The 22,905-nt window shown below is 50.7% G+C and carries 21 protein-coding genes; 9 read left to right on the plus strand and 12 right to left on the minus strand.

Annotation, left to right across the window (positions count from 1 at the left end):
• Positions 1-70: 70 nt before the first annotated feature.
• Positions 71-691 carry a class I SAM-dependent methyltransferase gene (locus AB4876_RS04920; RefSeq protein WP_368380533.1) on the minus strand — a complete coding sequence of 207 codons (621 nt, stop codon included), beginning with the start codon at positions 689-691 and terminating at the stop codon, positions 71-73.
• A 174-nt stretch (positions 692-865) separates the two neighbouring features.
• On the opposite strand from AB4876_RS04920, the gene sthA reads away from it, so the two are divergent.
• The 3 genes from sthA (at position 866) to AB4876_RS04935 (ending at position 3,730) form a co-directional block, all read left to right on the plus strand.
• On the plus strand, positions 866-2,257 hold the full coding sequence (sthA, locus tag AB4876_RS04925; RefSeq protein ID WP_368380534.1) for a Si-specific NAD(P)(+) transhydrogenase: 1,392 nt from the start codon (positions 866-868) through the stop codon (positions 2,255-2,257).
• A 255-nt stretch (positions 2,258-2,512) separates the two neighbouring features.
• Complete coding sequence (locus tag AB4876_RS04930; RefSeq protein WP_368380535.1) at positions 2,513-2,698, plus strand: PA3496 family putative envelope integrity protein; 186 nt, start codon at positions 2,513-2,515, stop codon at positions 2,696-2,698.
• A gap of 249 nt (positions 2,699-2,947) precedes the next feature.
• The gene (locus AB4876_RS04935; protein WP_368380536.1) at positions 2,948-3,730 is read left to right on the plus strand and encodes a DUF3014 domain-containing protein; all 783 of its coding nucleotides are present in this window, start codon (positions 2,948-2,950) and stop codon (positions 3,728-3,730) included.
• A 73-nt stretch (positions 3,731-3,803) separates the two neighbouring features.
• Here the strand turns inward: AB4876_RS04935 and AB4876_RS04940 are convergent, their stop codons facing one another.
• Complete coding sequence (locus tag AB4876_RS04940) at positions 3,804-4,679, minus strand: MaoC family dehydratase (protein ID WP_368380537.1); 876 nt, start codon at positions 4,677-4,679, stop codon at positions 3,804-3,806.
• Positions 4,680-4,845: 166 nt separating this feature from the next.
• On the opposite strand from AB4876_RS04940, the gene AB4876_RS04945 reads away from it, so the two are divergent.
• Positions 4,846-5,904, plus strand: a complete 1,059-nt coding sequence (locus tag AB4876_RS04945; RefSeq protein WP_368380538.1) for an AraC family transcriptional regulator — start codon at positions 4,846-4,848, stop codon at positions 5,902-5,904.
• A gap of 17 nt (positions 5,905-5,921) precedes the next feature.
• Here the strand turns inward: AB4876_RS04945 and AB4876_RS04950 are convergent, their stop codons facing one another.
• Positions 5,922-6,791 (minus strand): DNA ligase, encoded by an 870-nt coding sequence (locus AB4876_RS04950; protein ID WP_368380539.1) that lies wholly within the window; start codon positions 6,789-6,791, stop codon positions 5,922-5,924.
• Positions 6,792-7,058: 267 nt separating this feature from the next.
• Between AB4876_RS04950 and amt the strand changes: the two genes are divergently transcribed.
• The gene (gene amt / locus AB4876_RS04955; protein WP_368380540.1) at positions 7,059-10,535 is read left to right on the plus strand and encodes an ammonium transporter; all 3,477 of its coding nucleotides are present in this window, start codon (positions 7,059-7,061) and stop codon (positions 10,533-10,535) included.
• 54 nt (positions 10,536-10,589) lie between these two features.
• Here amt and AB4876_RS04960 read toward each other — a convergent pair whose 3' ends face one another.
• Entirely contained in the window at positions 10,590-11,738 is a 1,149-nt protein-coding gene (locus AB4876_RS04960) for an Aq_097 family APC-type transporter (RefSeq protein ID WP_368380541.1), read from the minus strand.
• A gap of 181 nt (positions 11,739-11,919) precedes the next feature.
• Here AB4876_RS04960 and AB4876_RS04965 point away from each other — a divergent pair, with 181 nt between their 5' ends.
• Positions 11,920-12,987 (plus strand): hypothetical protein, encoded by a 1,068-nt coding sequence (locus tag AB4876_RS04965; RefSeq protein WP_368380542.1) that lies wholly within the window; start codon positions 11,920-11,922, stop codon positions 12,985-12,987.
• Positions 12,988-13,089: 102 nt separating this feature from the next.
• On the opposite strand, the gene AB4876_RS04970 is transcribed toward AB4876_RS04965, so the two are convergent.
• From AB4876_RS04970 to AB4876_RS04985, 4 genes are all read right to left on the minus strand, one after another.
• Positions 13,090-13,374 (minus strand): hypothetical protein, encoded by a 285-nt coding sequence (locus AB4876_RS04970; protein WP_368380543.1) that lies wholly within the window; start codon positions 13,372-13,374, stop codon positions 13,090-13,092.
• Positions 13,375-13,402: 28 nt separating this feature from the next.
• Positions 13,403-13,765, minus strand: coding sequence for a DUF3703 domain-containing protein (locus tag AB4876_RS04975; protein WP_368380544.1), 363 nt, complete (start codon positions 13,763-13,765; stop codon positions 13,403-13,405).
• Between the two features lie 30 nt (positions 13,766-13,795).
• The gene (locus AB4876_RS04980; RefSeq protein ID WP_368380545.1) at positions 13,796-14,335 is read right to left on the minus strand and encodes a hypothetical protein; all 540 of its coding nucleotides are present in this window, start codon (positions 14,333-14,335) and stop codon (positions 13,796-13,798) included.
• A gap of 165 nt (positions 14,336-14,500) precedes the next feature.
• Positions 14,501-15,883, minus strand: a complete 1,383-nt coding sequence (locus AB4876_RS04985; RefSeq protein WP_368380546.1) for a 3-oxoacyl-ACP reductase — start codon at positions 15,881-15,883, stop codon at positions 14,501-14,503.
• A gap of 267 nt (positions 15,884-16,150) precedes the next feature.
• Here AB4876_RS04985 and AB4876_RS04990 point away from each other — a divergent pair, with 267 nt between their 5' ends.
• A complete protein-coding gene (locus AB4876_RS04990) occupies positions 16,151-17,449 on the plus strand; it encodes an acetyl-CoA C-acetyltransferase (RefSeq protein ID WP_368380547.1) in 1,299 nt (432 codons plus the stop codon).
• A gap of 87 nt (positions 17,450-17,536) precedes the next feature.
• Here AB4876_RS04990 and AB4876_RS04995 read toward each other — a convergent pair whose 3' ends face one another.
• Positions 17,537-17,860 (minus strand): hypothetical protein, encoded by a 324-nt coding sequence (locus AB4876_RS04995; protein WP_368380548.1) that lies wholly within the window; start codon positions 17,858-17,860, stop codon positions 17,537-17,539.
• A gap of 173 nt (positions 17,861-18,033) precedes the next feature.
• On the opposite strand from AB4876_RS04995, the gene AB4876_RS05000 reads away from it, so the two are divergent.
• Positions 18,034-18,504, plus strand: a complete 471-nt coding sequence (locus tag AB4876_RS05000; protein ID WP_368380549.1) for a Dps family protein — start codon at positions 18,034-18,036, stop codon at positions 18,502-18,504.
• 121 nt (positions 18,505-18,625) lie between these two features.
• Positions 18,626-19,387, plus strand: a complete 762-nt coding sequence (locus tag AB4876_RS05005) for a DUF1223 domain-containing protein (protein WP_368380550.1) — start codon at positions 18,626-18,628, stop codon at positions 19,385-19,387.
• A gap of 11 nt (positions 19,388-19,398) precedes the next feature.
• Here AB4876_RS05005 and AB4876_RS05010 read toward each other — a convergent pair whose 3' ends face one another.
• The 3 genes from AB4876_RS05010 to AB4876_RS05020 all read right to left on the minus strand — a co-directional run bounded on the left by AB4876_RS05010 (position 19,399) and on the right by AB4876_RS05020 (position 22,745).
• Complete coding sequence (locus AB4876_RS05010; protein ID WP_368380551.1) at positions 19,399-20,541, minus strand: diguanylate cyclase domain-containing protein; 1,143 nt, start codon at positions 20,539-20,541, stop codon at positions 19,399-19,401.
• A 157-nt stretch (positions 20,542-20,698) separates the two neighbouring features.
• The gene (locus AB4876_RS05015) at positions 20,699-21,910 is read right to left on the minus strand and encodes a hypothetical protein (protein ID WP_368380552.1); all 1,212 of its coding nucleotides are present in this window, start codon (positions 21,908-21,910) and stop codon (positions 20,699-20,701) included.
• Positions 21,911-21,920: 10 nt separating this feature from the next.
• Positions 21,921-22,745, minus strand: coding sequence for an outer membrane lipoprotein-sorting protein (locus AB4876_RS05020; RefSeq protein ID WP_368380553.1), 825 nt, complete (start codon positions 22,743-22,745; stop codon positions 21,921-21,923).
• Positions 22,746-22,905 lie beyond the last annotated feature (160 nt).

Below are 22,905 nucleotides of genomic sequence, written 5' to 3' on the forward strand. Positions count from 1 at the left end.
CTCGCTGTTTGCATTTGTGTGACTGTGCTATGTCACTTTTAAGACAAAGTGGGCTTTTTTAACAAGGCGTTTAGGCGTTTTCTATTAGCAAGATACTGCCGCGATGGCGGCGATTGGTTGTTACTTCTCTGGGCAGAAGTTCGGCAAAAAATTCGTCTATACAGGCTTCGGCCACGTCGATGAATGGCGGGCGGTGGGGGTCGGCAATGATGATTTGTTTAACCCCAGCATTCACCGCGCGGTCAATTAAATTAAACAGGGTTTCGCTCATCTCGTCCCAGAAGCAAATATCACTGGCGATAATAATGTCGTAAGCGCCGAGTTCTTCAGTGCTAAACGCGGTAAAATCAGCTGTTAAGGTGTTGATCGTCACCTGATTATGCTCTGCTAATAGGGACAGATACGGAAACACCGCAGGGTCGGCATCAAGCGCTGTTACTGCCGCCTGCTGGTACTTGGCGCAATATATGCTAGCTAAACCCCAGCCGCAGCCTAGCTCTAGCACGCGGCTCCCCAGCGGCAAAGGATTTTCTTGCAAATAGTCCATCAACAGATAGGCACTGCCCCATAGTTTATTGCCATGCAAATGGGTAGCCGCGGTGCGCCGTTTGAGTCTGCGCATATCGGGATGGGCGGCTAGCAAGCTGGTAACGCCATAAAACTGCTGGCTGTGGGGGGTGGGGGCAGACATGGAGAATCTCCTGCTTGGCGCTAAGTGTGGCGTGCATTTTATGGTTTGAATACAAAGCTGGCGAGTAATTTTGCTCATGCTCGCAATTTTATACGGAAGGAGTTGGTGCGCTGGTTTTATCGCACAGCGCTGACTCAGTATTGGGTGTGTTACGAAATACGAGGAAGGACCGTGGTGAAAAAGTTTGATTACGATATGTTGGTATTGGGCAGTGGTCCTGCGGGTGAAAGCGCCGCACTTAATGCGGTGAAACACGGCAGTAGTGTGGTGGTGATTGAAGCGCAAGAGACCGTCGGTGGCGCTTGCACTCACCAGGGCACTTTGCCTTCTAAAGCCCTGCGCCATATGGTTAGGCAGGCCATTCGCTTTAATCAAACCCCTATTTTTCGCGAAATTGGTGATCCTCGAACCCTCACTTATCCGCGCCTACTGAGTCATGCTAATGAGGTTATTTCTCGCCAGGTAGCAATGCGTAGCCGCTTCTATCACCGCAATCAAATTCCGTTACTTTACGGAGTTGGTCGCTTTATAGACGCGCACACTGTTGCAGTGCGGGGCGAAGATGGCCAAGAAGACGTCATTACGGCAGCGACGATGGTTATTGCCACCGGCTCGCGGCCATATCAACCTGCCAATATCGACTTTAAGCATCCGCGGGTTTACGACAGCGACAGCATTTTAAAAATGAATAATACCCCCAAGAAAATTATTGTGTATGGCGCGGGGGTGATTGGCTGTGAATACGCGTCGATATTTTCTGGTATAGGCATGAAGGTCGAACTCATCAATAGCCGTGATCGCCTATTAGAGTTTTTGGACGATGAAATTTCCGATGCTCTGAGCTACCAGCTGCGCAATACCGGGGTAATGATTCGTCACCGCGAAGTGTATAAGTCGGTAGAGGTGAGTGACAAGGAAGTGGTGCTGCACTTGGAATCTGGTAAGCGTTTGCATGCCGATGCGCTACTTTGGTGTAATGGCCGCAGCGGCAACACCGACGGTTTGGGGTTAGAAACTATTGGCTTGGAAACTGATCATCGCGGTCAGTTGGTGGTGAACGAGCACTATCAAACCACCGTGCCAAATATTTACGCGGCGGGCGATGTTATTGGTTGGCCCAGCTTGGCTAGCGCGGCCTACGATCAAGGTCGCTCAGCGGCTGCGTCGGCGCGGGGTAAAGAGAGCTGCCGATTTGTTGACGATGTGCCGACCGGTATTTATACCTTGCCAGAAATCAGTTCAGTGGGTTTGACCGAGCGTGAGCTCACCGAGGCCAAAGTGCCTTATGAAGTGGGGCGTGCGTTTTTTAAAGACACCGCCCGCGGCCAGATCAGCGGCGAGACCGTGGGAATGCTCAAATTGCTATTCCATGTTGATACTTTGGAGATTCTTGGCATTCACTGCTTTGGTGCCGAGGCGGCTGAAATCATCCACATTGGTCAGGCAATAATGAAACAAGAAAATGGCGGTAATACGCTGCGCTATTTCGTGACGACCACATTTAATTATCCGACCATGGCCGAGGCTTACCGCACTGCCGCTTTGAATGGCCTTAACCGCCTGTGATCGCATAAATGCCGGTGGTGACATATACCTACCACCGGTTGTCTAAAGTTAGTGGCTGCTAGCGCTTGCCGCGAGAGATTGTTGGCGATATTGCTGTAGGAGTTTTGGCTTTGACGAAAGCTAAAAATTGGCGCAATGAAATAGTCGAAAATTTTTATTGACAGATACGCGAGATCATCATAAATAGTGCCCTGAATCACCACGGTTAGCCGAGGTGTTCATTCTGTATCGACGTAGTACTGGAGTGGGCAAGCAATGGCAAGTGACCTAGCAGATGATGATATCGACGATATCGTTGACGACGATTCCTCGGGCGCTGACTTTGACGAGCGTCGTGATATGGGGGGGCGCGACAGCAGTATCCGCCGTAAAATCGAGGAGCGCTTAGAGCGCAAACGCCTGATGGATGAACTGGATTTGTTGGACGATTTCGACCTTTAGTTATGTGTTGCGCCTTTCAACCGTGGGGCGAGCACAAAGTTCATCAGCAAAACGCCACAATTTGTGGCGTTTTTCATTTATATCTCGTCACATTGCGCTTCGGCTTGCTGAATTTCTGTCGCAGTAATACCATCGCTGTAACATAAGGGTATTTGCATGCAGTTGCCCTGAGCGTTACGGTAGGTGTCTGCCACTGGCCTGAACTACAGGCACAGCAATATTAGCCCCATTTAATAACAGGATTTTGTAATGAACTGGAAAGCCTTGTCTGCGGTTGCGGTCATCGTCGGAATTGCGGCCTTCGTATGGTTTGTGTTGGATCGTTCTGCCACTAGCGAATTTAACGATGAAGTTATGGCTACGGTGACGGACGACTCTGCAAAACCTGAAAAGACCGTAAAGGAAACCTTGGCGGTTGAATCCGAAGCCGATTACAGTGAAAAAGCGGCTGAGGTGCCCGAGCCTCCAGCTGCGGTTAATGGTAGTGATGAGCAGTTGCGCGCTGCCGCGGCGAAATTGTCTGCGCCTTTAGCCGGTTGGTTACAACCTGCAGAGCAGGTGCGTAAATGGGTGTCGGCCATTGATCAGTTAGCTACTTACCGCTTGCCCACTAAGCATTTACCGATTGTGTACAGCAAAGAACCTTTTTTGGTGATCAAAACGGAAGAGGGTTTGGTTAACGATCCGGGTAATTACAAGCGCTGGGACGGTATGATTTCGACGGTAACCGCCGCTGAACCCAAGAGCTTGGCAATTTTTTACAAGAAGTGGTCGCCGTTCTTAGAGGGAACCTACAATGAGTTGGGTAATCCCCAGTCCTTTGATAATCAGCTGCGAACCATGATTGAGCACTTATTAATGGTTGAGCCTATTCCAGAGAATGCCGCTTTTAAGCGGCCGAAAGTTTTATATGAATATGTTGATCCCGTGCTGGAGAATGCCGATCCGCTGAGTAAATGGATGTGGCGCCTAGGGCCAGACAATATGAAGAAACTGCAAGATTGGTTGCGCGAGTTACAAAGTTACCTGTAAGTCTTAAATAAAGCCTGCCAAATTAGGCGGCACCTTGCTTTGCATGTGCCGCCTGCTCTAAAAATACCCGTCGTTACTTACCAGTAGCTCTAATTCTGCCAATGAGGTGGGGTTTTTCGCCCGATTTATCACGGAGCTCAAAATCGACGCCGTCTGCAAGCTTGTCGTAGTGCAATTGCACATTTGTTGGTAAAAAAATTGGGGTCTTGAAATCAACATCGCAGGAATAGCTCGCGCTGTTAATTTCTGAACTCAACGCCGCAAGGCACGCTGCCTTACTCCACATGCCGTGAATGACCATGCGCTTAAAGCCCAAGACCTTGGCGCTGATGTCGTGCAAATGAATTGGATTGAAATCACCTGAAGCCCGCGCGTAGCTGCGCGCATCTTGGCGGCCAATGGCAATGCTGCGGTTGTGGCTATAAACGCGGGGGCTGCTGCGCGCGGCTTTGGGGGCGGCGGCAACGTCGGTTTTACAGCGCGACAGGTAGCGGCTAGTGTCTTCCCAAACCTTTTCATTGTCGACAAAAGCGCTACAGTGAAAGCTAAATTCGATGCCTTTGTCGGTGACCTGATGGCCAGCAACACGGCAAGTTAGGCGGATCGGGGTTTTGGCATTTATCGGCCGCAGTTGGGTGATGCTATTGCTTAGGTGTACGCAACCCATGGGTGACACTGGGAATTGCTTATCTAGCATCAACTTCATATGCAGGCGAAAGGCCTGAACGTGTAAGAAGCTGATGGGCAGAATAGTGTTGTCGGTACTGAATCCACAGGCTTTGCGGTAGCGTTGCAACTGACTGTTGGCGCAGACGACTTTATCTACCTCCAGTGTGTAGCTGGGGAACTTGGGGGCTGAGCTGGGCTTCTTGCGGGTAATCGCCGCTTTTAATAGCATTGGCAGCGTGCTGGGGAGGCGTTTCAGTCTCAACTCATGACTTGCGGTCATACAACTCTATCTCCATACTGGGAAAATTCCAGTGGTGCGTGAGCTTGCAGTATAATGAAAAACTGTCTGGCATTAATTAGCCCGACTATGCTCTGTTTACTGGCAGTTCGGCCAATAACTGTAGAATTAACTCCGTTTACCTATATAACAACAGAAATGATGCTGAATGACTGACGCAATGCCGAAAAATCTCTCTGACCTCAGTGACTCCAGTTTTTTAATTCAGCTGGTCTACCCTGCCATGCAGGCGATGGGCTTAGATGTAGAGCGTATTGTGAGCGAGTGTCGGATATCGCCGACCTTGTTGCAAGACCGCAGTTCGCGCTTCCCTCATGCCGCCCAGCAGCAATTCTGGCGGGTTTTAGAGGAGGTAAGTGCTGACTTGCATATAGGTCTACACCTTGCCGATGCTGTGCAAGTGTATAGGGGCCAGGTGCTCGAATATTTATTTTTGAGCAGCCCAAATTTTGGGGAGGGCCTTAAACGCGCCCAGAATTACCAGCGCTTAGTAACGGATGCTATGCAGTTCGAGCTTCAGCTGGGGGAGCAGCAGTCCAAACTGGTATTGGCTTTTGCTGGTGATGATGACCAAAGTTTTCGTCATCGCAACGAGTGTTTTACCCGCTTTTTGATTCGCTATTTTCAAGCTGTGACGGAAGGCGCTTTTACTGCCGACGAAGTGAATTTGAGTCACGACGCGGTGGGCGATGCGGCCGAGTACGCCAAGGTGATGGGCTGTCCGGTAAACTTTAAGCAGGAAGAGGCCTCGCTGGTTTTTGCCACTAGTATCTTGGCAACACCTTCTACCCACGCGGAGCCAGATTTACTGCGTTTACATGAGAAGCTGGCCAGTAAGCAATTAGAGCGTTTGTCGCGCCAAGATGTGGTAGGCGATGTGCGCCAAATCATTGCCGAAATGCTTGAGCTCGGTCAGCCGAGCTTGGAGAGTGTGGCGACCCGCTTAGATATGAACGAACGTGTGCTGCGGGCCAGATTAACCGAGGCGGGCACCAGCTTTAATCAGGTGCTGGCCGACTATCGCTGCGTATTGGCCAAACGCCTGTTGGCCAGAACGGATGAGAGCATCGCCGACGTGGTTTACCTCACTGGCTTTTCGGAACCCAGTACATTTTATCGCGCGTTTAAACGTTGGACCGAATTAACCCCCATCGAATACCGCCAGCAAAAGAAGGCGGCGCAGAATGGCGTCAGCGAGGCTGAATAGTCTTCGCTGGTCTGGTTTTACAAGTCATTTCGCTCCCGAAAAAAGCTCGCAAAGCGCGGCAGTCCAGTCCTTGTATAGCCTTGGTGTTTATAGCTTATGGTGCTGCCTATAGCGGGTGGCTGGCGGCGCTGTTCATCACTAAAGCCTGAGCCTATTTTAAATTCGCGCCCCGCTGGGGTTTTTACGATTAAGGCCCCCAGCATGCCATTGAATTTTCCTTTGCCAGGTACGTAGCCAATAACAATCGCCTCAGCATCGCTAAAGCGTTTTAACTTCAATAAATCATCACTGCGTATACCGCGATAGGGCGCACTGCCTAAATGCAGCATCAGCCCTTCGCCGCCGCCGGCAATGACTGTGTCGAGTTCCTGCATCAGTGCTGCTTCGTCATCGACCTTATACTGCTCTATTAATGAAATATAGGGGGAGTTGAAAGTGTGGAACAAAGTCTTGAGGCCCTGCAACCGCTGGTCGAAGTCACCCAATTCACTGGGGGCGTCAAACACCATAAAGCGAATTTTTTGCCATTGGTCTGGATTGGGCATTTGGCGCCGTACTGCGCCGGAAACCTCAGCGAAATTTTCGCGTCCCATCCACAGTTCTCCGTCTAGTGGCTTGTTTGGAAAACCGGCTATAAACCACTGTGGCGCGGCGAAGGTGTTTCCCTGTCGAGAAATAAGTTGGCGGCCATTCCAGTAGGCGCGAACGCCGTCGAGTTTTTCACTAATCCAGTAATCGCTAAGCTTGATATCACTGCGATAGGCTTTTGCTAGCATCAGTGCGGGTTTGTCTGGGTGTGAATCTGGTGTTACTACACGGCCTTGTTCTGCGTTACCGCAGAGTACAGTGAGCAACAAAAGCAATAGTACGCCTTGCTTGGCTAGCATAACGAATCGCTCCTTGATTTCGTTAGTTTTTGCGCCGCAGCGTTACGGCGGCGAGGCTTAAGGATAATCCCCTATCGACGTTTCTTGCCACCTTGTCCTACTCTGGGTTTGTGGAGGGCATCTTGTGTGAAATTGGACTTTGCAGATGTGTGTCGCGTCTACCCAGCGTTCCTTACTGATTCGTTGAGCTGCTGAAATTTATCGCTTTCTTAACTACCCGCTGCTGTTGATAAAACAGTATTGGTTTAAGGCGGCGACCTTTGCAGGATGCTGAATATATGGAATGAGGGTGTGTCCTTGAGCGGTAAAGACCATATCGATATTTTGTGGCTGCTGGTTGCGGCGGGAATGGTACTGCTAATGCAAGCGGCGTTTCTGTGTGTAGAAAGTGGTCTTACTCGAACCAAGAACGCGATTAATGTCGCAATGAAAAACGTGGTCGACTTCGTCGTTGCGGTAATTCTGTTCTGGGTGCTTGGCTTTGGCATTATGTTCGGCGAAAGCGTTAACGGCTGGTTCGGGTTCTCCAATTTTCTCTCTGGGTCGTCGGGTTTTGACCCTTGGGAAGCGGTATTCTTTCTATTCCAAGCGATGTTTTGCGCAACCGCCGCCACCATAGTTTCGGGCGCGGTGGCAGAGCGCACGCGGTTTGATACCTATATTTTTCTCACTGTGCTTGCCAGCGCGGTAATTTACCCTTTGTTTGGCCACTGGGCATGGGGCGGTGTGCTGGTGGGTGCTCCGGGTTGGCTTGCCGCCAGCGGATTTGTCGATTTTGCCGGTTCAACGGTCGTGCACAGTGTTGGTGGCTGGATAGCACTGGCAGCGGTATTGCTAATAGGCCCCCGTCGCGGCCGCTTTGTCGATGGTAAACCCCAGCAAATGCCGGCCTCTAATTTGCCGCTGTGTATGCTGGGCTTGGTGTTGTTTATCTTTGGCTGGATTGGTTTTAACGGCGGTAGCACTTTAGGAATGTCGATGGCGATTCCGGGCATCGTCATGAATACCATTCTTGCGGCCTGTGTGGGTTCGATTACTGCGGCTATGCTGCGCACGCGGTTGTCTCCAGACACTGACGGGCCTACGGCATTGATTAACGGCGCGCTTGCCGGTTTGGTGGCAATCACTGCCAGTTGTCACGCAGTTCACGCGGGGCAGGCGGCGATGATTGGCATGGGCGGGGCGGTGGTGATGTTACTTGGCGAGCGCTTATTGCTTAAAAACCAAATTGACGACCCCATTGGCGCAATCCCTGTACACTTATTTGCCGGAATCTGGGGTACGGTTGCGGTCGCATTATTTGGTGACCTAGAAATACTCGGTACCGGGCTGTCGCGAATGGCGCAACTGCAAGTGCAGTTAGAGGGCATTGTGAGCTGCGGGCTGTTGGCCTTTGTATTGACTTACTGCGCACTTAAAATTCGCGCTAGGCGCAGGCCTTTGCGGGTTAGCGCCGAAGCCGAGGATATTGGCTTGAATGTGGCTGAGCACGGCGCCAGAACGCCAATGCTAGATTTGCTCGATGCAATGGAGCTGCAGCGCACCAGCGGCGACTTGAGTGCGCGTGTGCCGGTTGAGCCGTTTACCGAAGTTGGCCAGATTGCCGGCCGTTACAATCGGGTAATGGAAGCCTTGGAGTCTGCCAATGAAAAAACTCGGCAGGTCTTGCGTGATATTCGCGACGGTATTATTACGTTTACCCGCGAAGGGGTGCTTACGAGCTTAAACCCTGGCGCCGAAAAACTACTTGGCCAAGAGGGCCGCTACGCGATTGGTAAGTCCCTAGTCGGGGTGCTTGAAAATGCTGGATTCACCACCGAGTCAGAATTTGTTGAGACCCTCTGCCAGCGGCGATTAAACCCTGCGCGCAGTAACGCTAAAGGCTTTGATTTGGAGCCAGTAATGCGCGAGGCAACGCGGTTAAGTGAAGGCCGTAGTGAACTGGTCCTAGAATTTACTTCCTTTAATACCCGCATTGACGGCAATGACGCGCCGGACACGTTCACTGCGCTAATCCGTGATATTTCTGAGCGCCGAGGTTTTGAGGATCAATTATTTGGCGAAAAGGAAATGGCTCAGGTGACCTTGGAGTCTTTGGGCGAGGGTGTTATTACCACTGACCCCGACGGTGAAGTTACCTACCTAAATGCGGTGGCGCAAAAAATTATAGGCTTAGCAAAAACCGATGCTCTACCTAAACGTTTGGCAGATTGCTTTGAGTGTATAGATGAGCAGTCAGGCGAACCGATAGAAGTTGGCCGTCTGTCGCGCACTCACTTGCGAGTTGAGCGCCACAATGCGCTTACCCTGCGGCGTAAAAAAGACGGCACCGAGGTGACGGTAAAATGCACTTCGTCACCGATTCGCAATCGTCACTTTGAGCCGGTAGGCACTGTTATTGTGTTTCAGGATGTGTCGCAGGAGCGCGAGCTGGAGCAGAAACTGAGTTATCAAGCTGCTCACGACGTGGTGACCGGCTTGATTAACCGCCGCGAGTTTGAGCATCGCCTGCGCGAAGCCCTGCACCTTGCCAAGATTGATGATAGTTGCCATGTGCTCTGCTATATCGATCTCGACCAATTTAAGATTGTTAACGATACTTGCGGGCACCATGCGGGCGACGAACTCCTGCGCCAGCTCGGCAATGTATTTACCGAGAGTGTGCGGGGCAGCGATACCGTTGGCCGTTTAGGGGGTGATGAGTTTGGTGTGATATTCGGAAATTGTTCGCTAGAGCAGGGCGCTGTATTGGCCGAGAATATTCGCGCGGAAATTGAGCGCTACCGTTTTAAGTGGGGCGAGGGGATTTTCTCAGTGGGCGGCAGCCTTGGCGTGGTGGCAATTACCAAGGAGGTAGAGAGCGCGGAAGAGGTAATGGGTATGGCTGATACCGCCTGCTTTATGGCCAAAGACGGCGGTCGTAATCGCGTACACATTCATCAGCATGACGATGCCGAAATACTCGCGCGCCGCGGCGAAATGCACTGGGCGGCGCGAATTCAGCAAGCTATAGATGAAGACCGGCTGCGCCTTTACTACCAGTCTATTGTGCCGGCAGATAAAGCTACACAAGCTGCGGTCGCCCACTACGAAATATTTGTGCGCATGCTTGATGAAAACAATGAAATTGTATCGCCAGGTTCGTTTATTCCCGCGGCGGAACGCTACGACCTAATGGTAGCTATTGATCGCTGGGTGGTGCGCAATACCTTGGCGTTTATCGGCAGCAAGCCCTGCGAGCCAGCTTGCTATGCAATTAACTTGTCGGGCTCGTCGATAACCAATGCCGACTTCCTTGCCGAAATTAAAGCCTGTATTACGCGCTACAAGGTTAAGCCAGAGTGGGTGTGTTTTGAAATCACCGAAACTGCCGCCATTGCCGACCTCGCCAAGGCGCGGGTTTTTATCACCGAGCTTAAGGAGATGGGTTGTCAATTTGCCCTAGATGATTTTGGTAGCGGCCTCTCGTCTTTCGGCTACCTCAAAAGCCTGCCAGTGGACTACCTAAAAATAGACGGCATTTTTGTGCGGGATATTCTTAACGACCCTATCGACAAGGCGCTGGTCGAGACCATTAATAATGTTGGGCACTTGATGAACCTCACCACCATAGCCGAATTCGTCGAGTCTAAAGAAATAATGGACACCCTTGCCGACATCGGTGTGGATCTGGTTCAGGGTTACCACATTGATAAACCTAAACCGATCACTGAGCTGCGCGCGCGATCGACTTGGCCACGGTAGTGCGTAATAACAAATAATGCCTTTTTTATTGAGGTTTTGTGGTATTACGTTGGCTTATTCAGCTGGAATTCCAAATAGAGCAACCGCTAGCATAATCAGCGCGAGCAACCCGTAAATAACACTACGGCGCCGGTCTTTGCGGTGATGTGCTATCAGCACTGAGTCTATGCACTGCAATAGGTAATAGAGAGCAAACGCTCGGGAGGCAAGACTAATAACCTCAAAAATATTAGTGAGTAGGGTAATTGCTAGGGCGAGTGCGGTAACCAGCAAATAGGCGCGGCGCGGTGGTATTTTGCTGTGCGTGGCCTCGCTGAATAAACCGCCACCGCCAATGGTGTCGGCAACCGCTGCGCTGAATTGGCTCATTAACGCGGCAATAATTAATAATGGCGGCAGCACCCAGCTGATCTGTGCGCCAAATTGAATAATTGCAGTCTCGCTTACGCCATCCTGGAGTCCGGCCACGGGTAAGATTAAGACGATGAAGAGTAGGTAGATCAGCGAGGATAGTCGCTGCGCGCGGCGCATACTGCTAACACGGGTTTCGGCGCTGTATTCATCCCCCAAATAGCGCGAGGTTTCAAAGCCCTGTACAATAATCAACATGCCCAGCAGGCTGCGCACGCTATCGCCATTGAATACTGGCAGGCTTGGGAAGGCGGCTAACGCGGGCTTACTTAGCAGCGATATGTCGTAGCTTAACAGTCCCGCCAACAGCCCAGCTATAATTGCCAGTTTGACCGAGACCGCATATTTTTCTAGCGACTCAAGCATCTGCAAGCCGCGCCAAATACCCAATACACCAATCACCAACAAAATACCGCCGGTAATCGATTTAGACGATAAAACGACGTTAGCCGGTAGCGCTTCAAGCACAAATGCAGCCAATAACTGCAAATAAAACGATACCGATACTACATAGGCAAAAGCGAGCACTACTCGGGATAATTGTTCGCGCTGAGCTAGGCCAAGCGGTGGGGTTTGTTTTATTAGCAGGGGCTCAACATGCAATATGTTGTAACGTATCGCATCACCCAAGCCATAGGCGGTAGTGACAATAAGTAGCATTGCGAGCACGGCATAGTTGCCAAAGCTTGAGGTGAGGAGCGGCGCGACCACCAAAAAACCGCTACCGATTATGGACGCTAAGGGTGTGACCGTGGCGCGCCAGTCGCGAGCGTGGCGCAGAGCTGGCAGCATCAGGCCGCTTAAAACCAGTATTGTAATAAGTAAGACTGCGGCAGTGGTCAAAGTCTAGGTACATAGTTTCGAGATTTAGCAGTGTGTGGTATTTCTACAGCCCTGTAGCGCTTATCTGCTTCGGTGCCTAGTGGTGTAATATGTAGCGCACCAAGGTGCAGATAACTTTCAATAGGGTGTAATGAGTTTACTACGAATCCGTGCAGGAAAATCTGCACTTGAGCATATTCAAAGCAAGGGGCTGAGCCCGTCTGATATTAGTGCGGTGTTCGGTGCCTCTGGCGCTGCGAAATGGCTGGCAATATACGGTTTGGATCGTGCCATATTTTCAGAGTGGTTGGTTGATGCTCACCAGCCGATAAATCTGTTTGGTACCTCGGTAGGCGCCTTTAAATTGGCGGGGGCGTGCCGGCAGGATTCTGCCAAAGCGCTGGATGAATTGGCACACGCTTATATTGAACAATCTTACCCCAATGGCTTCAGTGCTGACCTTATCGACATAGAAACTCAAAAATTATTAGATTCTGTTGTTGATGCGGCGGGACTTGATGAAATTCTCAGTCACCCAGTATTTCGTTATCACTGCGGCACCGTGCTGGCCAAAGGTTGGCTAGCACAAAGCTCTGTTAGCCAACAAAAATATGCAATGGCGTTGGCCTTCGCATTGAATGGTTTTGGCCGCAATATACACACAAAGATCATGCAGCGGGTGATATTTGCAGACGCCAGAGCCGATGGCACCCTAGCGGGTCGCGACGCCTACACGAGCCATAGAGTTGTGTTAAACCGCGACAATTTACGTGCTGCGATAACTGGCTCTGGCTCGATTCCGGTGGTGATGCACGGCGTGAAGGACATTCTCGGCGCGCCGGCGGGTATGCATCGTGACGGCGGCTTGCTCGATTATCACCCCGTGCCAGGTAACGTGTGGCAGGGGGATGGCTTGGTGCTCTACCCACATTTTTACTCAGAAGTTACTTCTGGCTGGTTTGATAAATACTTTTTTTGGCGCAAAACCCCCAAAGCCCTGCTTGATAAAGTGGTGTTAATCAGCCCGTCGGAATCCTTCTTGGCTTCCACTGAATTAGGCCGCATTCCTGATCGTCGCGATTTCTTGCGTATGCAGGGCGACGATCCGCTGCGCAAACGCCTGTGGTGGGATTCTGCGAAACGGAGCCTAGAGCTGGGTGAGGCGTTTTTAACCTTGGCCAAGTCGGGAGATATTGGCTCAATAGTAGAGCCAATTTAAGCATTGTTAATAATGCGTTGTTGATACCGATTTTTATGGCAGCCTCGGCTCAGCTAAGGGGAAGAGTGTTTGCCAAGCCTCTTCTGCACCAGCGAGCAGGCTTCAGCCGTTGGGGTAGGGTTTTTGGCATGGCTCAGCATTGAGTTCTTTTGCAATATCTGCTGCGGCAGGGGAGAAGTAGACCTTTACTTCGCAATGCAGTCGCCCTTCCGATTCATGCCGCATAAAAATTGCCATATCTTTGGGCTGCTTGGCGTCGGTGTATCGAGTCAAAAAATGATTTTCGAGGGATGGAATGGCCTCAGATACCAGCATTGCGTCACCGAGGTTTTTAGAGAACCAATTGTTCAGCGAGGCTCCGGTTTTTATTGTGGTTGTAGCTTTCATTGCCGGTGCCCGCTGCTTGAAATGAACGTTAGCGTTTGGCTTTGCTAATAATGGTTTGATGCTCAGCTTTAATTGGCATAACGCTAAAGGGACTGACATTGGCGCCGCCAGTATTGCCTTGAGGTATCAGGCCAAACGCGGTTAATGCCGCCGCGCCAACTAGGCGAAGGACTTGACCAAGAAATTCTTTGCCACCGCTGTTTCTAACGGCCCATTTCAGCATTTGCCAATGTACATTTACGTGCCAATAGGTTGATTCTTGGCCGATTACATGAGCGTTCTCTAAATGGCTAAACTCCGTTGCAATATCGCTATTAGTGCGGGCGTGTTCAGCCAGCTTTAACTCTGCTTGAACATGGGGAGTAATTTTTTTTGTGAAGTTGCTCGCCATATTTAGTCCTCCAATTCGGCCCGCTCAATATTACCATTTCATCATTGGCACGGGGTTTAGCGGGTTCTTGAAAAACCAGCGGGCGGCTCGTTTCGCTAAGTTTTTGTGGAAATTCGCATTGGGGAATGCGGCCTTAAGGCGCTTAATGTAGGGCTTTGTTAGGCCAAACTTTGCTAAGCCTAAAGAGAAATCAACTAAGTCACCTTGTCGGAATAGTTCAACCAGTGGATAGGATTCGTTTTTATACTCGCGAAGCTTGTGATGCTCAGTGATCATTAAGCTAATCTCTTCCGTCCATGCCGCTAGATTGTGCGCCTCTAAATACGCCAATGCTGGCGGAATTGATGGGGGTAAATAATCAATGGTGTCGTCAATCCAAATTCCGATGTCGTGAAATGCCCCAGCAATAATGATTTTATCCCGCTCTTCTGGTGTGCAGTCTCGAAGTGCGAGGCAGCAATGAATCATGCGATAAACATGGTTGCGGTAGCCGTCATACTCACTGCCAATGATGTCTTTCCAGTCAGTGAGAATACTCTCGAGCAAGGGAATCTGGTTTTCGATATTCAATGCTAGGCCTTGTTAGGGGTGTTTTAACTACAAGATAGCTGTTTTGCCGCCGTATTGTTAGACGAGCTTGGCTGCCAATATTGTTGTTTGGCAATAAAAAAGCCCCGCAGCTTAAGCAGCTGCGGGGCTTTTTTTGTGGCGCTAAACTTAATTTAAAAATAAAGCTTACGCACCAAACCAGGATTGGCCGCAAACACGCACAGTATTGCCGCTAACACCGCGTGAAGCAGGATTGCCGAAGAAGGCAATAGTTTCAGCAACGTCTACTGGTAAACCGCCTTGGGATAGGGAGTTTAAGCGACGGCCAAACATGCGGGTGAATAGGGGAATGGCGGCGGTCATGGCGGTTTCGATAAAGCCCGGCGCCACGGCGTTAACAGTGATATTGCGCGCCGCCAGCTCTTCTGATTTGGCCATAAAATCGACATAGCCAATAACACCGGCTTTAGATGCTGCGTAGTTGGTTTGGCCGCGCTGACCGCCGATGCCGTTCATAGAAGAAACACCAATGATGCTGCCGCCATCGTTAAGCGCGCCGCTGCTAAGCAGCTCGTTGGTAATGCGTTGAGCGGCAGCTAGGTTGATGTCTAAAGTCATCTGCCAGAACTGCTCAGACATATTGGCAATGGTTTTGTCGCGGGTTACACCGGCGTTGTGAACTACAATGTCGGCGCCGCCCAAAGCTTTAAGGGCTGCGGCTATTTTTGCGGGGGCATCGCTGCTGGTAATGTCGGCAATAACTGGCTGGCCTTTAAGGCGAGTCATGACCAATGCGAGTTCTTTTTCCATTTGCACTACATCGACACCGACAACGGTGGCGCCGTCACGGGCGAGGGTTTCGGCAATGGCTTCGCCAATGCCCCGCGAGGCACCAGTGACGAGGGCGATTTTGCCTGCCAAAGGTTTGTGCCAATCGGCGGTTTCGTTTACTACGGCGCTGCGCACTTTTATGACCTGGCCACTAATGTAGGCAGACTTGGGTGACAGTACAAAGCGCAGGCTGCTGTCGAGATTGGCTTCGGCGCCCTCGGCGACGGTAATTAGTTGGGCGGTTGCGCCCTTGCTGCCAACTTCTTTGGCCAGTGAACGGCTCAATCCCTCTAAGGCGCGCTGGGTAGCGGCAGCTTCGGGGGTGGCGCACTCCATGTGCGGCCGGCCCAGAATAACAATGCGGCCGCTGGGGCGTAATTTGCGAATATTGGCGTTAAAGAAGCGGTAAGCTTGAATTAATTGCAGTCCGTCGGTAAAACCACTGCCGTCAAAAACCAGAGCTTGATAGCGCTCAGCGACCACCGTTTCCGGGGCCTCGCTGGCCTGAGCGGCGCACTCGGTGGTAAGGGCTAGGCTGGCGTCGCTGTCTTTAAGATTGCGCAAGGTGGCGTCAACCAGCTGGGCATTACTGCCTGCGCCGAACAGCAGGGCGCCCGAGAAAAAATTATTTTGCTCAGCGTGGTAGCGCAATAACTCGGTGGGTACGGTAACACCGAGCGCGCCCATGATTTTTTTGCCGGCGCTGGAATTGATCAAGTTTTCGATTTTGTCGCTCATGCTCTGTGCTCCGCAGCCCTACAGGACTATTGTCTGAATTCAGTTTACATTGCCTAGACCGAGGGGTATTTTTTGCTGATGCCGGCCCGACAATTTCTCGCTTACTGTGTTGTGGAGGGCATTGTAACGACTCTCTAAGCCAACATGATTGACAGTGGCGCGCCTGCAGGCCGTCGCTTCAGCCAATGCTGGGGGATTCAGGCTTGTTACACTGCGCGCACTTTAGGCTTTACTCAATACCCTTATTTTTAATACTGAGGTCCAGATATGACACAGGCTATCAAGCGCGTTGCAATTATTGGCGGTAACCGTATTCCCTTTACTCGCTCTAACACTGCGTATTTTGGCGTCAGCAACCAGACAATGCTCACTGCGGCTATAGAAGGCTTGGTGCAGCGCTATAATTTGCAGGGCGAGTGTCTGGGTGAAGTGGCCGCTGGTGCAGTGATGAAGCACAGCCGCGATTTTAACTTAACTCGGGAATCGGTATTGGGCACCTCGCTGCACGCTAACACCCCGTGTTTTGATATTCAGCAAGCCTGTGGCACTGGCTTGCAGGCCATTAATTTGGTGGCCAACAAAATCGCCCTCGGTCAGATTGATGCCGGTATTGCCGGTGGTGTTGATACCACCTCTGACGCGCCGATTGGCGTTAGCGAAGGTCTGCGTAAAATTTTGTTGCAAGTAAATAAAGCGCGCTCTTTCGGCGACCGTGTTAAGCCCTTCCTGCAGCTGCGCGCTAAAGACGTGGGTGTGTTGATTCCCGCGAATGCTGAGCCGCGCACCCGCTTGTCGATGGGCGGTCACACCGAAATTACCGCCAAGGCGTGGCAAATTCCCCGCGACCAGCAAGACGAGTTGGCGGCGGCAAGTCACCAGAACTTAGCTGCAGCTTACGATCGCGGCTTTTTCAGCGACTTGATTACGCCGTTCAATGGCGTGAACAAAGACAATATTCTGCGCCCCGATACCACCGCAGAAAAGTTAGCCGGCTTAAAGCCAGCTTTTGACAAAGAAAGCGGGCAGGGCACGTTAACTGCTGGCAACTCATCTACCCTAACCGACGGCGCTTCCGTGGTGTTATTGGCCAGTGAAGAGTGGGCTGCTGAGCATAACTTGCCAGTTCGCGCATATTTGAGCTTTGTCGAAACCGCGGCGGTGGATTTTTTCGGTAAAGATGGCGCCTCTGAGAAAGAAGGATTACTTCTGGCTCCAGCCTACGCTGTGCCACGGATGCTGGCTAAAGCGGGTTTGAGCTTGCAGGATTTTGACTATTATGAAATTCATGAAGCCTTTGCTGCTCAGGTCTTGGCAACAATGAAGGCATGGGAAGATGAGTCATTCTGTAAAGAAAAGTTAGGGCTAGACAAAGCACTTGGTAGTATTGATCGCAGCAAATTGAATGTGAATGGCAGTTCCTTGGCGGCAGGTCATCCCTTTGCGGCTACAGGAGGTCGTATTGTAGCGACCTTGGCAAAAATGCTTGAAGAGAAGGGCAGCGGTCGCGGCTTGATTTCGATCTGTGCAGCGGGCGGTCAGGGCGTAACAGCGATTATTGAGCGTTAAGTTCGCTGCGCCTCTTTGGGGAGGCTTTCGCGTTTTAAATAAAAGGCCAGCTTAAAGAAGCTGGCCTTTTTTGTTTTCTGCGGCTAATTATTTTCCATAGCTAGCACAATCACCTAGCTCAAAGCCCATTACTTTTTCGTCTGCACAGGCGCTACAGGCATTGCCGTAGGTTTGGTGGCGCTTTGACGGGCAGGGCGTTGTTACGCAGCGAATTCCGGTGTCAACATGACCGCAGACGGGTTTGTATTCTCTGGTACACATTTCTGGGCGAGGCGCTTCGCAAGTTTTAAAACCCTCGACCACAGCAGTATCGCTTGCCGGTTTAGAGCTGGCACAGGCGCTGAGTAAGGCTCCCGCGACTAGTAATAATAAGCTTAGTTTTGCAGCGCGTAGGTAGTTAATTGACGGCATCGGTCGGTCCATTGTTGTGCGTTGTTAAGAAATATCAGGTAAGGCTAGGGAACCCTGAGTTTAAAAAGACATCATAGTAAACAGCTATCGTATCTATCGTAATTAAAAATTTTAGATATGGATAGGCTTTTGCTAGTCTGGCACCAAGACTTAGAAATTCACAGGAGTATGTCATGGAAAACATCGATATTGGTATTAGCGAAGCAAACCGTGAAGAGATCGCGGGTGGTCTAAAGGCATTGTTAGCTGATTCTTACACCTTGTACCTACAAACTCACAATTTTCATTGGAATGTGACCGGCCCGCGCTTTCGCGATCTGCATTTGATGTTTGAAGAGCATTACACTGAATTGGCGGTGGCGGTTGATGATATTGCCGAACGTATTCGTACGCTTGACGTTGCTGCGCCTGGTACCTATAAGGAATTTGCGCGGTTAAGCTCGATTGAAGAGATCGACGGTGTGCCCTCTGCCGAAGACATGGTCGACATTCTTACCCGTGGCCACGAGCAAGTTGTAAAAACCTGCCGAGTGGCCTTAAAAGTGGCTCAGCAGGGTGATGATGAGTCTACCGCTTCGCTGGTGTCTGACCGCATGCGGATACATGAGAAAACCGCGTGGATGCTGCGTGCTATTAATAAGTAAATTGGTTTTGTAGTCTTTGTTTTTTTGTAACAAGGCCTAACGCACTTCGTCTCAATTGCATATCCAAGTCCAGCCAATGCTTGCTGACCTTGTACTCTGTTTGTACGGTGGAGTTTGTGCGATGAAAACACGAGGTGCGATAACGAGTCTTTTATGTGTGCTGGCGACAGCCAGTGCGCATTCTCTAGAGCTGCGCAGCGCTGCAATGGCGACGGCAACTATCGAGCTATACACCTCTGAGGGGTGTAGCAGTTGTCCGCCAGCCGATGCGTGGTTGTCTTCCCTTAAAAACGATCCCCAATTATTTACGCGCTTTATTCCCATGGCCTTTCATGTCGACTACTGGAATCAGCTGGGTTGGCGAGATCGTTTTTCCGCAGCGGCTTACTCTGCTCGCCAGCGACAAATGCAGGCTCACGATGTGTTGTCGCAGGTGTATACCCCAGGTTTTGTGGTGAACAACGCAGAATGGCGGGGGTGGTTTAAACGCGGCAGTAAGCCGTCGGCGGCGCAGCTTGTGAATCAAAACCGAGACGCAGGCGTGCTAACGGCGCTATGGGAAAGCCCAGACGATTTCATTACGGTGGATTTTAAGCCTCAGGTGTTAGCAGATAAGCCGCTGTGGGCAAATATTGCGGTATTGGGTATGGGCTTAACAACACGAGTACAGCGCGGTGAAAATAGTGGTAGAACCTTGGCCCACGACTTTGTGGTGTTGAGCCTCGAGCGTCAGCTGCTTTCCGTCGATAGCTCTGATAGACATCACGCGCGATTTAAACCGGCCAATATCCCTGAACGAGGCCAGCAGCAGAGTGTTTTGGCGGTATGGGTGTCAGCCGGGGATTCACCCATAATTGTACAAGCGGTAGCGGGGAGCCTATAAGACTTACATTATTAGGATTGGCTTGCACTTGGGGCCAGCCCGGTGTTGCCGCGTTTTACTTCGTACATTCTGCGATCGGCCACTTGCAGCAAGGATTCGTAATCCTTGCCGTGGTGAGGATAAACTGCATAACCGATGCTAGCGGAAATTTGGTAAGAGACGTTTTCTAATAGTAAGGGCTCCGCTAGGGCTTTGGAGTATGACAGTATTTTATTTGTGATTGTGTCACTGTCGCCAAGGCTCGGTAATAGCATGCAAAACTCATCGCCGCCAAGCCGAGCAACAATGTCGCTGCTGCGACTTTGGGCTCGTAAACGTCTGCCGAACTCAATCAGTATAATGTCGCCACAGTGATGGCCTAGGGTGTCATTAATTTTTTTAAAATTATTTAAATCAAAATACAAAACACAGAAGACGCTGTCGTTAAGCTTAGCGTGAAATATTGCGCGCTCGATTTCATTAATAAAATGACGACGATTGGCTAAGTTCGTGAGGCTGTCATGATGTGCTAAGTGAATAACATTGCGGTGTTCAGCGTCGACAAGTTTGCGCAGTTTACGGGTTGATAAGTCGTAGTGCACAGTAATGAATATAATAAATGTGGTGGCGGTGAACATACCAACAAATTCGGCAAGCATTTCAGTTTGTGGCGCAAGAAGCGAAGCTCCAATCACATTGTTTTGTGCTGCGACGTAAAGCGCCGCGCTGGTGATGAGTACAATAAGGCTCCATATAATTCCCGCAACTGCGCTGATACTAAGTGTTGCCAAGGCGGGGATAATTACTATGCAGGGCGCGATGGGGGAGTAAAGGCCGCCAGTTTTTAGAACAACATAGAGTAGTCCGCAACCGAGGGTTGTGATGAATATATTCACAGCGAGAAACAAGCGGCCGGCGAATCGGATGGTAAGTAGTGCGATGGTGATGCCGCCAATAGCTGTTAAAGAAAATACGCTCAACAAATTGCGGCTTTCAAACTCGATTTCTACCGTAAATTGACTGATGAGTACCACTGCCGCAATGTAGAGCAGCGTTCCCCATAGGATTCTGACGACAAAGCGATTTCGATAGCGCTGATACTTACTCAGATCGCTGGTGTTGGGTAGCCACGGGTCGATTAAGTAATATTTGAGAAAATTATGAATTATTTGCATCGGGGTCCGTCTCGATGTTGAGTGCCAATTTTAATTTCATGTGTCGGACATTCCGTGTCTGCCACATCAATGCACGATATAAATGCAGTGAATGGCAATAATAATCAATAAAATGGGTGCTTGCTACCGTGCTTGCCGTTTGTCTTGAGATCACGCGTTAGAAATAAAACTCCAAGCCTAATTCAAGATAGCTATCGCGGCGAATAATATACAGTGGGTCATCGCTACGCGTGCTGTGGAAGTGATATAGCTCGCCAACTAGGCGCATGGTGTCGCCAATACGGGTGCTGGCTTCGATGACGGCTGAACGGCTTTGAGCGTCGTCGAGGTCTTGGCTCAGGCCAAATAAAACTTCACTGGAGGCAATGTCATTCAAACTGAGGCGGCCACCGGTGAATAGATCATTTTGGAAAATCCCCGCCTGTGCTGTGCCGCGGCTGTCCCAAGAATACTCTAGCAGCAGGCCTAAATCCCAGAAGCGGCTATTAATGCCGGTGAAGGTATATTCAAAACCGGCTGTACTGGCGCTAAGATCTTCGGTCGGAGAGTGACCAATACCACGGCGATGAATGGCTTCTAGCTTCCACAGCCAATCGCCGCTGATGTATTGGGCGTCGATGCCGCTTTGTTCAATTAGTGGGTAATAGGCCGCTAGGGCGATGCCGTCCTTATAGCTTATTGCTTGGTAGAGGGGTTCCCGCGAGGTGCCTTGAAACCAGGATAGCCCCAAATTCCAGTCGCCCAAATAATGACTCCAGCGCAGGGCGTAGTCGATATGGCTCTCCTCTTTGCTACTTTGGTAAACCTCTTGATTATTGATAGTGAGGGGGGTAGAGCGGAGGCGGCCCGCTTCGCCCGCAAACTGCCGGGGCCGAAACTGGGGCAGTATAAAAACATCGATCACACCCCAATCTTTAATACTGGCGAAGTGAATCATGGGCTGGCCGAGCTTGTCTTCGCCATCGGCGGACTCGACAAAATCGGTCTGGTTAATAATGTCGACCAAGTGCTGGGATTCCGTAACGCCCCAGAATACGGTGTTAATACCCACGCTCAGCTCCCAGTCGGCGCCGACGTGCTGCCAGTAAAATTCCCGCAGATCGCCGTGGCTGCGCTCCTCGTCTAGGGAGTCGTAGCGGTAAAATGCCTTGATATTAAAACTGTCGTCGCCGTCATTCCACTGGCTAAACCACTCGGGTGCAATCACCACGGAGAGGGTTTCGGAACCTTGCGCCGACTCGGCGGCCGACATCGGGTAAGTGCGGCCTTGTAAACCGATATAGCCGAGTAATTCGCTGTGTGCGCATAAGGGCAGCAGCGTGATTGTAGCTAAGCTAAGAGCTTGTAAGGTAGTGAGGCAATACTTCATAAACTCGCCCTTAGCGCGCCCGTTTCAGACTGTTTTCGGTAAAGTCGCTCTCGTCGAGACCCGTGCCAAACTGGTAGTTGCGCAAAAATACCTCGGTGCGCCGCTGGTTTTTGTGATTAACCATGCTTTGAGTGGTGGGGCGCCAGAATTTATTGAGATGTAATTTATAGTCCGACAGGGTGAGGGTTTTAAGCAGGGTGTCCTTGCGATCGTAGAAATCAATTTTTAGGACGCGATAGTGGGTCTTATCTACCCAAGCTACTTGTTTGCTGTAGCCGGAGTACTGGTCGCGGGGAGTGGATTCAATAACAAAGCAGTCTTGACCATCCACCGTTTCGTCGCGCAGCCAGCGGTAGTCGTATTGTTCTACTTCAAAGGAGTTCAGATCTTCGTAGGCAAATTCGCTGCCCATAAACGGTCCGGACTTATTTTTGGACGAGATGCGCTTAACTCGCTTAAGCGCGGGCAAGTACAACCATTGGTCATCCATGGCATTGGTGTGGGTGAAACTGAGAAATGCTGTGCCCTTAACGTCGTTGGGGCTGTCGAAGATGGTCATTGACTTATCGCCATCATCGGCAACTTCCAAGGCGAGTATGCGCATCTCTCGGCGGCTTTCGCGCTTGCCAATGTGCAATACCATTTCCATGTCGGCGCTACTGTCTTGCCAGCCGCGGTCGCGGGCTTTCATCTCTTTGGCAATGGTGAGGCCTTTGGCTTGTGGAGAAAGCTGTTGAGTGTCTGCAGATAATGATTCTTGCGCGGTACTGGGAAGTGCTAGTAATAGGCTGAAAGCGAGACTAATACTAAGTGCTAGCGGTTTTGTTATGGTCACGTGGCAAGCTCCGGAGCGACAGGGGTTTAGCAATTATACATTTGTATGGACGGGTGAACTTAAAGCATAATCGGGCCATAAATCAAATTTGCTTAGTTTGTATGGCGCAGTGGCCTTCACTGGACTCACGCTAGGCGATAATAATAAACAGGGGAGTTGC

The sequence above is a fragment of the Zhongshania guokunii genome (assembly GCF_040892635.1).
Classification (GTDB): domain Bacteria; phylum Pseudomonadota; class Gammaproteobacteria; order Pseudomonadales; family Spongiibacteraceae; genus Spongiibacter; species Spongiibacter guokunii.